This is a genomic window from Piscirickettsia salmonis LF-89 = ATCC VR-1361 (assembly GCF_000297215.2).
In the GTDB taxonomy this organism is placed as follows: domain Bacteria; phylum Pseudomonadota; class Gammaproteobacteria; order Piscirickettsiales; family Piscirickettsiaceae; genus Piscirickettsia; species Piscirickettsia salmonis.
Map to the genome: position 1 here is coordinate 21,111 of NZ_AMFF02000064.1, position 7,676 is coordinate 28,786.

The 7,676-nt window shown below is 39.0% G+C and carries 8 protein-coding genes; 7 read left to right on the plus strand and 1 reads right to left on the minus strand.

The genetic code is table 11. The features are described 5' to 3' along the window. Nucleotides 1–264, plus strand: a 264-nt coding sequence (locus C200_RS06745) for a hypothetical protein (protein WP_211250924.1), incomplete at its 5' end; no start/stop codon positions are given. A gap of 129 nt (nucleotides 265–393) precedes the next feature. On the opposite strand, the gene C200_RS06750 is transcribed toward C200_RS06745, so the two are convergent. Continuing rightward, complete coding sequence (locus tag C200_RS06750) at nucleotides 394–1,608, minus strand: amino acid permease (RefSeq protein WP_016211248.1); 1,215 nt, start codon at nucleotides 1,606–1,608, stop codon at nucleotides 394–396. Between the two features lie 300 nt (nucleotides 1,609–1,908). Here C200_RS06750 and hemE point away from each other — a divergent pair, with 300 nt between their 5' ends. From hemE to C200_RS06780, 6 genes are all read left to right on the plus strand, one after another. Then, complete coding sequence (hemE, locus tag C200_RS06755) at nucleotides 1,909–2,970, plus strand: uroporphyrinogen decarboxylase (protein ID WP_017376242.1); 1,062 nt, start codon at nucleotides 1,909–1,911, stop codon at nucleotides 2,968–2,970. 13 nt (nucleotides 2,971–2,983) lie between these two features. After that, on the plus strand, nucleotides 2,984–4,711 hold the full coding sequence (locus C200_RS06760) for an NAD-dependent malic enzyme (RefSeq protein ID WP_016211249.1): 1,728 nt from the start codon (nucleotides 2,984–2,986) through the stop codon (nucleotides 4,709–4,711). A 33-nt stretch (nucleotides 4,712–4,744) separates the two neighbouring features. Continuing rightward, complete coding sequence (locus C200_RS06765; protein ID WP_016211245.1) at nucleotides 4,745–5,476, plus strand: HAD family hydrolase; 732 nt, start codon at nucleotides 4,745–4,747, stop codon at nucleotides 5,474–5,476. Continuing rightward, nucleotides 5,476–6,264, plus strand: coding sequence for a hydroxyacylglutathione hydrolase (locus tag C200_RS06770; RefSeq protein WP_016211247.1), 789 nt, complete (start codon nucleotides 5,476–5,478; stop codon nucleotides 6,262–6,264). The genes C200_RS06765 and C200_RS06770 overlap by 1 nt, the downstream gene beginning before the upstream one ends. A gap of 104 nt (nucleotides 6,265–6,368) precedes the next feature. Next, nucleotides 6,369–6,992 (plus strand): outer membrane protein, encoded by a 624-nt coding sequence (locus tag C200_RS06775; protein ID WP_016211251.1) that lies wholly within the window; start codon nucleotides 6,369–6,371, stop codon nucleotides 6,990–6,992. A 319-nt stretch (nucleotides 6,993–7,311) separates the two neighbouring features. After that, a complete protein-coding gene (locus C200_RS06780; RefSeq protein WP_016211250.1) occupies nucleotides 7,312–7,524 on the plus strand; it encodes a hypothetical protein in 213 nt (70 codons plus the stop codon). Nucleotides 7,525–7,676: the final 152 nt, after the last annotated feature.

Sequence of the window (7,676 nt, forward strand, 5' to 3'; positions counted from 1 at the left end):
GTATCTATCAGATTTCATTATACATTGTTTATCATGTCAGTGCGTAAGGTGAGTTATACAACTGGCTTTACTATTGAGGAAGTAGAATTTGAACGAGAAGACTCTTATGATGATAAGAGAATTCTAAATATGACGAATTTTAGTCAAAATCAAGTTGACTTAACTGGACAATTAAATCGTTATTCGGTGCTTAATACCCCTTTTTTAAATACACATCATCATAATAATGAAGAAGAGTCAGAGTGTTGCTGTATAATTCAATAAAATATTTAAATTTTAATTTAATTATTATCAGTTAAATAATACTAATTAAATTAATTTGTTAGGCAAGCAGCAAGCTTAGGCTGTGATGTTTTGCTAAAGCTTGCTGTTAACTTTTAATGTATTTAATTTTTAGTGGCCAAATTGTGCTAGCATGCCACAATCACTACAGATCTGAATGATACAGATGACTAAATAATAGATTAATAAGCTAGTAAAAAGTATGTAGCCGCCAGCGACTTTATAAGTCCCTGTTTTTCCTGTAGTACGTAAACGCCAAGCACTTAATACTGGGACAGCCAGAGTGATTGCAAATACAATGGCAGCATTGGATAAAGCAAGAATAAAACCATTTGGATAGAATAAAGCAAAGGCCAAAGGTGGTAGAAATGCCATAAGTGCGGTTTGGCTACGGCCTTTTATAGTATTGGGGCGTTTGGTGGCATCGGCAATAAAATCGAATAAAGCCAGTGAAACGCCAAGAAAGGAAGTGGTTACAGCAATATCTGAAAAGGCATTTGCTGTCAGGGTGATTAGTTTGTTATTGAGTATATGATGAAAGGCAATCATCATTTCACCAACGGAGCCTTGCTGATTTAAAATAGCGTGGAAGCTATTGTCTCCAGTACGTGGAATAATACCAAGTGTTGATATTTCCCAAACAAGATAGATGATGATTGGTAAACTGCCACCAATGAGGATGATACGGCGACAGCGTTTGGGGTCTAAATCATTGTAAGATGCGATGGTAGGAATCACTGGATGAAAGCCAAATGAAGTAAAAAAAATAGGGATTGCATAAAGTAAATAATGTGAGTTGCCGCTATCTAAGAGTTGAGTTAGATTAACATGGGGTGCAAAAAGACTGAGTAGCAAGATAAAGGCGACCCCTTTTAAGCTAAATAAAATCGAATTAACACGATCAACTGCACGTGTGCTGTACCATACAATGCTGCCAAGTATTAATAAAAATAAGCAGGCACTTAAGTGAGCGGAAATAGGTAGGTCAAATGCTTGGCTTAATGCGGCGACGATGAGGGATGACCCACCGGAAATATAGGCAGCATCAAGTGCATAGAGCAGCATGAGCATAGAGATCCACATAGCAATTTGTCCAGGTAAGCCTAAGGTAAGACGGGCAATAGTGCCAAAGTTGGTGCCTTTGGGAAAGGCAAGTACGACTTCTAATAAGACGAAAGCTGAGGCAAGTAAGCCGAGCCAGATCACAGCAAGTAAGGTGATAGAGGCGCTAAAGCCGGGGCCTGCTGAGGCTAAAGGCAGTGCAAGCATGCCGCCGCCGATTGCAGTACCTGCAATAATTAAAATACTCCCTAGTGTATTTTTCATAATAAACTACCTGATTAATAAGTTAAATTAATTTAAAAGTCATGTGTCAAATGATGGAGAATGGCTTATATCCCCGCAGGGAAAATAATCAAAGATAAACTGTGCAGGTAAGGCTTTAAATGGTGCATGATGCTTTATTTAAGTATCTATCTTAAGGTTGTTTAAGTGTTTTTTCGTGGGATCTCGTTTGACGTTAGCAAAATACATTGTACTTGTCTAGCATTATGTCGGTGTTTAGGTATGAGGTCTTGACGACATCAGTTATAATCGACCGGTAAACCAGATGGGGATAGAAAGATAATGTTGCAAAATGACTTATTAATTCGTGCACTGCAAAGAAAACCGTTGGAGAGAACGCCGGTTTGGTTGATGCGTCAAGCTGGCCGCTATTTACCAGAGTATCAGCGCGTGCGTAAGCAGGCTGGTGATTTTATGGCGCTGTGCCAGGATGCTGAAAAAGCATGTGAAGTAACTTTGCAACCGATAGATCGCTTTGGTCTTGATGCGGCTATTTTGTTTTCAGATATTTTAACAATCCCTGATGCGATGGGTTTAGGCTTAAAATTTGTGAATGGTGAGGGTCCTGTATTTGAGCGCCCGATTCGCAGCCTTGCTGATATTGAAAAGTTAGCTGTTCCAGATCCTGAAGATAGCTTGGGTTATGTGATGAATGCAGTGCGCTTGATTCGTCAAGAGTTAGCAGGTCGTGTACCGTTGATTGGTTTTTCTGGTAGCCCATGGACCTTGGCTAGTTATATGGTTGAAGGCTCCGGCAGTAAGACGTTTAGCATTGTGCGTAAAATGCGCTATCAACAGCCCGCATTAATGCATCGCTTATTAAGCATTTTAAGTGCTGCGGTGACAGAATATTTAAAAGCACAAGTCAGTGCGGGTGCACAGGTGGTGATGGTGTTTGATACGTGGGCAAGTTTGTTGTCGCCGCAAGATTATTTAGATTTTTCATTACCGTATATGGCAAGAATAGTTGAAGAGTTAAAGCATTTTTGCCCTGATATTCCGGTTGTATTATTTTCAAAAAATAGCGGTCAGTGTTTAAAAGAAATTGCCAGTACCGGTTGTGCCGGTATTGGCTTAGACTGGACAACCCGGCTGCAAGAAGCACGGAATATTGTGGGTGAGCAGGTGGCGTTACAAGGGAATATTGATCCTGCCGTTTTGTATGGTACGCCCGCAGGGATTCGTCATGAAGTTGCTCGTGTACTTGGTGAGTTTGGTCATGGTTCTGGGCATGTCTTTAATTTAGGGCATGGTATCTATCCGGATATTAATCCTGATAATGTTAAAGAACTTGTCAATGCGGTTAAAGAATTAAGTCCTCAATATCATAATCATAGTGAATAAAGGATCTTTAAGAATGAAAAACAATGCACTATTTGGTTGCTTTACTGATGAAAAAACAGGAAAAATTTACATAAAAACATCAATTAAAGGTAAAGCGTTATTAACCATGCCGCAGCTTAATAAAGGGACGGCATTTACGGAAGAAGAGCGTAAAGAATTTGGTCTGTGCGGAAAGTTGCCACAGCGGGTGGAAACTCTGGATGAGCAAGTTGAGCGTTGCTATTTGCAATTTCAACGATTTAGTTCTCCGCTGGAAAAAAGCATTTACCTAAGAAATCTTCATGAGATTAGTGAAACTTTATTTTATAAATTGGTCAGTCAGCATATGCATAGTATGCTGCCGGTGATTTATACACCAACAGTAGGAGATGCGGTTGAAGAGTATAGCCGGGAATTTCGCCGCCCTCGTGGTTTATTTATTAGCTATGAAGATCGTCACCGCATTGAAGAAATTTTAGATAATCGTACGAATCCAGAAGTTGACTTGGTGGTAGTCAGTGATGCCGAAGGTATTTTAGGGATTGGTGATCAGGGGATTGGTGGCATAGAAATTCCAGTGGCTAAATTAATGGTGTATACCCTGTGTGGTGGTTTTCATCCGAGTCGTGGTGTGCCTGTTTATTTAGATTGTGGGACAAATAATCGTGCACTCTTAGATGATCCGTTTTATTTAGGTTGGCGTCATGAGCGTTTAACGCGCAAGCAATACGATGAATTTATTGATTTATTTGTTAAAGCAGTACGGAAAAAATTTCCGCAGGCATTTTTGCATTGGGAAGACTTTGGTCGTGATAATGCCCGTCGTAACCTGGAGCGTTATCGCCAACAAATTTGTACTTTTAATGATGATATGCAAGGTACTGGCGTTGTAACTTTAGCGGCTTTGCTTGCGGCGATAAAAGCATCAGGGGCTGACTTTATTGATCATCGTGTTGTTATTTTTGGTGCAGGAACTGCGGGTGTTGGCATTGCTGATCAAATTTGTGATGCAATGTGTCATTATGGTTTAAGCCGAGAAGAAGCCTATCAGCGTTTTTGGTTGATTGATCGTACTGGATTATTGCTTAAAGACAGTGAAGGTTTACAAGATTTTCAGGCGCCGTATGCTCGGACTGATCAAGATGTTAAGGATTGGCAGGGCAAGGACAGTCCGGCGGGTATTGGTTTAGCTGAGGTAATTAGTAATGTAAAGCCGACGATTTTAATTGGTAGTTCGACAGTGGGCCGGGCATTTTCTAAAGAAATTATCGAGGATATGGCCTCGCATGTTGACCGGCCAATTATTTTTCCATTGTCTAATCCAACTGCACGAGCAGAAGCTGATCCACGGGATTTATTAGAGTGGACAGAAGGGAAAGCCTTGGTTGCGACGGGTAGCCCGTTTAGTCGGGTTCACTTCAATGATAAATTAGTGCGGATTGCTCAGTGTAATAATGCCTTTGTTTTCCCAGGTATTGGTATGGGAGTGATCGCAGCAGGTGCTTCTAAATTAACGGATGGCATGCTGTGGGCCGCGACGGAAGTTTTAAGTGAGTTAGCTCCAGTGCATGAAGATCCTGAGGCAGCGTTGTTGCCAGAGTTACGTGAAGCACGTGCGGTCAGTCGTGAGATTGCAATTGCGGTGATTAAAATGGCTCAGCAAGAAGGTGTGGCTACACATGCAGGTGACCCTGCTAAGCTATATGACAGCCTAGTATGGGAGCCGCAGTATTTGCCTTATCGCTATAGTGGCCAATCATAATTTTGGAGTAGTGAATTTATAAAAGGAAAAAGAATGGAAGACTATCAGTGTTTGATTTTTGATTTAGATGACACGCTGTATAATTTTTCTTATGCACAGAGTATTGCATTAGAAAAACTCTATGCAAGATATTTTGGTGATGTGTGTCGTTATGATGACTTTAAAGAACGCTATCAGGCGATTAATCGCTCTTATTGGCAGCAAGTTGAGGCTGGGGTGATTCGTGCAGGACAGCTGAGTGTATTGAGATTCACTGAGCTAAAGGAGTGTTTTAAAACAACTGCACTTGTTAAGGACTTAGTCGAGTTTTACCATCATGAAAGTTGTACATTACCAGTCTGGTGTCAGGGTGCAGAACAGGCGCTACCTTTATTAACTAAACAGTTCTCTTGTGCATTGTTAAGTAATGGTACGCGCCGGGATCAACTGGCGAAGTTGCAGGCTTTGGGGTTGATGGATGCTTTTTATCCTGTTATTTTTTCTGATGAATTAGGGGTTTCTAAGCCTAATTCTGATGTTTTTCAACCGATTCTAAATACGCTTAATGTGCAGCCTAAAGATTGCTTGTTGATTGGTGATTCATTAACAAGTGATTATCAGGCGGCATTGAATATAGGGATGGACTTTTGTTGGTTTAATGAGAAGAACGTTAAATATAGCGGTGAATCGTCACCTAAGATAGAAATTAATAGTTTAATGGAGTTGGTGCGTTATTTGCGTATGGCTCAAGCTACAGTCAATGATGAGAGGTTGCAAAGCAAGTGATGTTAATTGAACGTATTTATCTAGATAATCCACCACTTTCTAATTTTAATCATATTGTCGCCTGTGAAAAAACAGGTGAAGCGTTAGCGATTGACCCGTTTGATGCGGATATTGTGTTAAATAAAGCAGAACAAAAAGGTTGGACAATTAAGCAAATTATTAGCACGCATGAACATGGCGATCATACTCGTGGTAATGTAGCACTGATGGAAAAAACAGGTGCAAAATTATTGGCACATAAAAATGCTGCCGGTAAAATTCGCAATGTGGATACGTTTGTTGACCAAGGAGATATTATTCATGTAGGTCAGACGGTTAAGCTGACTGTGCTGACAACATTGGGTCATACGATGGCACATTTATGCTTATATACAAAAGACCCAGAGCCTGTGCTTTTTTGTGGTGATACTTTGTTTAATGCAGGAGTGGGTAATTGCCATAATGGTGGTGATGCCGGGGCATTGTATCATACTGTTATTGATCACTTATTTGGATTGCCTGATGAGACTAAAATTTATCCAGGGCATGACTATATTGAAAATAATCTCACCTTTGCGCTGTCTCGTGAACCACATAATCAAGATGCTAAGGTATTATTAGAGCAAGTCTCTTCTCAAACGCCGGACACGCGCATTGTTACTGATTTAAAATTAGAAAAAAAAGTTAATCCATTTTTGCGAGTACATAGTCAAGCATTAATTAATCAATTAAAGCAAGATGTTGGTGGCCTTGTTGATCGTCCAAAAGAAATTTTCTTAGCACTTCGAGAACTGCGCAATCATTGGTAGTTTGTTCTGGGCTTGTCTTTGTTATATTTATATTTTACTTAACTTGTGCATGCTTCTTGCAGCATGCCAAGAATCTACTTTTTTTGACGTATTTTTAAATCTAAATGAAGCTTATTGCTATTTTATTGTTTGTATTCATTGGAGTTACAGAAAGTTATAGTCAGGTTCGCTTAGATATTAGTGCTGTATCTTCTTATTTGAATGAATCATTGCCAGAAAATACTACAGTGCGCTTTACGCAGGTACATGGGGGTGCTGGTATTGATTTTAGTCAGTTAGTTGAAGTTACAAACTTTGTTAATATTGGCTATAAAGTAGGTTATACGTTTTATGGAAAATTAAATATTGAAGGTGTTGATCATGTCGATAATGTATTTAATGACTATCTTAGTTCTCAAGCCATGCATTTGATGGCTATAGTTCATTATCGATTGTATAAAAATATTCGTGTAGAGTTTGGTGGCGGTGTTGCTTATCAATGGAATAAAATTACTGTGAGCCAACCTATTATTATTAATAGTCAGAGTGTAACTTTTCCTGATCAAGCAGGGGATTATTCATCTTTTCGCCCTATTACAGAAATAGGCGGTTATTATCGTTTTAAAAAAGGGCTGTCAGCAGGTTTGTCTTATCGCCATATTTTTGGTGATAAAATAGCTGGGCCTGGATTTACTGGAAACTCAGTTGGGATAGATAGTGTTGCTGTGACATTGCGTTATCGTTTTTAGGCTGAGTTATGTTATTTTTCACAAATGCTTTGATATCATTACAAGAAAGTATCCCGTTTAATTAGAGACTAGAGTTTTTTGGTGTTTCAAAGCAGAGTAAGTGGTTTTGTGGAGAGGCGTCATTATTGCTTTTAAGAGTCATTTTTGTAATACGTCAGTCCTTTGCAGGGGGTATATTACCAAAATAGACTTTTATTATAGGCTGGTGGGCTTGGTTGAAAGGATATCGAGAGGCTTTGGTTGAAGCAAGGTATTTGTGTCATCGTTATTTTTTTTGTAATATATTATTTTATTTTAAATGAATATGATAAGGAAGTTTATGATTGAATATAGTTTTTTACCCATACTAAGTATTGCTTTGCCTAATGTTATTACCATAATAGTTGCATTTGTCCCTATATTTTTTAAGATATGGGAACGTAAAGTGAAGTCGATAAACAATATAATTAGTGATTTAATTTCACAAGAGAGTAATACAGATAAAGTAAATACCCTTGCTATTTTAATAAAAAAGAATGGGGCTGACACCTAATAAAGTTCTTTAAGCAACTTTTTAAGGTCAGCCAATAGTTCTTTTGGCGACCCCATATTAAATCTCCACTCTGCTTCTTTTAAGAACTCACCTTACGCACTGACATGATAAACAATGTATAATGAAATCTGATAGATACAGGGATTTCATCA

Coding starts and splice junctions, on each gene's coding strand:
- C200_RS06760 (WP_016211249.1), top strand. CDS start 2,984: ATGAAAAACAATGCACTATTTGGTTGCTTTACTGATGAAAAAACAGGA.
- C200_RS06750 (WP_016211248.1), bottom strand. CDS start 1,608: ATGAAAAATACACTAGGGAGTATTTTAATTATTGCAGGTACTGCAATC.
- C200_RS06765 (WP_016211245.1), top strand. CDS start 4,745: ATGGAAGACTATCAGTGTTTGATTTTTGATTTAGATGACACGCTGTAT.
- C200_RS06775 (WP_016211251.1), top strand. CDS start 6,369: ATGAAGCTTATTGCTATTTTATTGTTTGTATTCATTGGAGTTACAGAA.
- C200_RS06780 (WP_016211250.1), top strand. CDS start 7,312: ATGATTGAATATAGTTTTTTACCCATACTAAGTATTGCTTTGCCTAAT.
- hemE (WP_017376242.1), top strand. CDS start 1,909: ATGTTGCAAAATGACTTATTAATTCGTGCACTGCAAAGAAAACCGTTG.
- C200_RS06770 (WP_016211247.1), top strand. CDS start 5,476: ATGTTAATTGAACGTATTTATCTAGATAATCCACCACTTTCTAATTTT.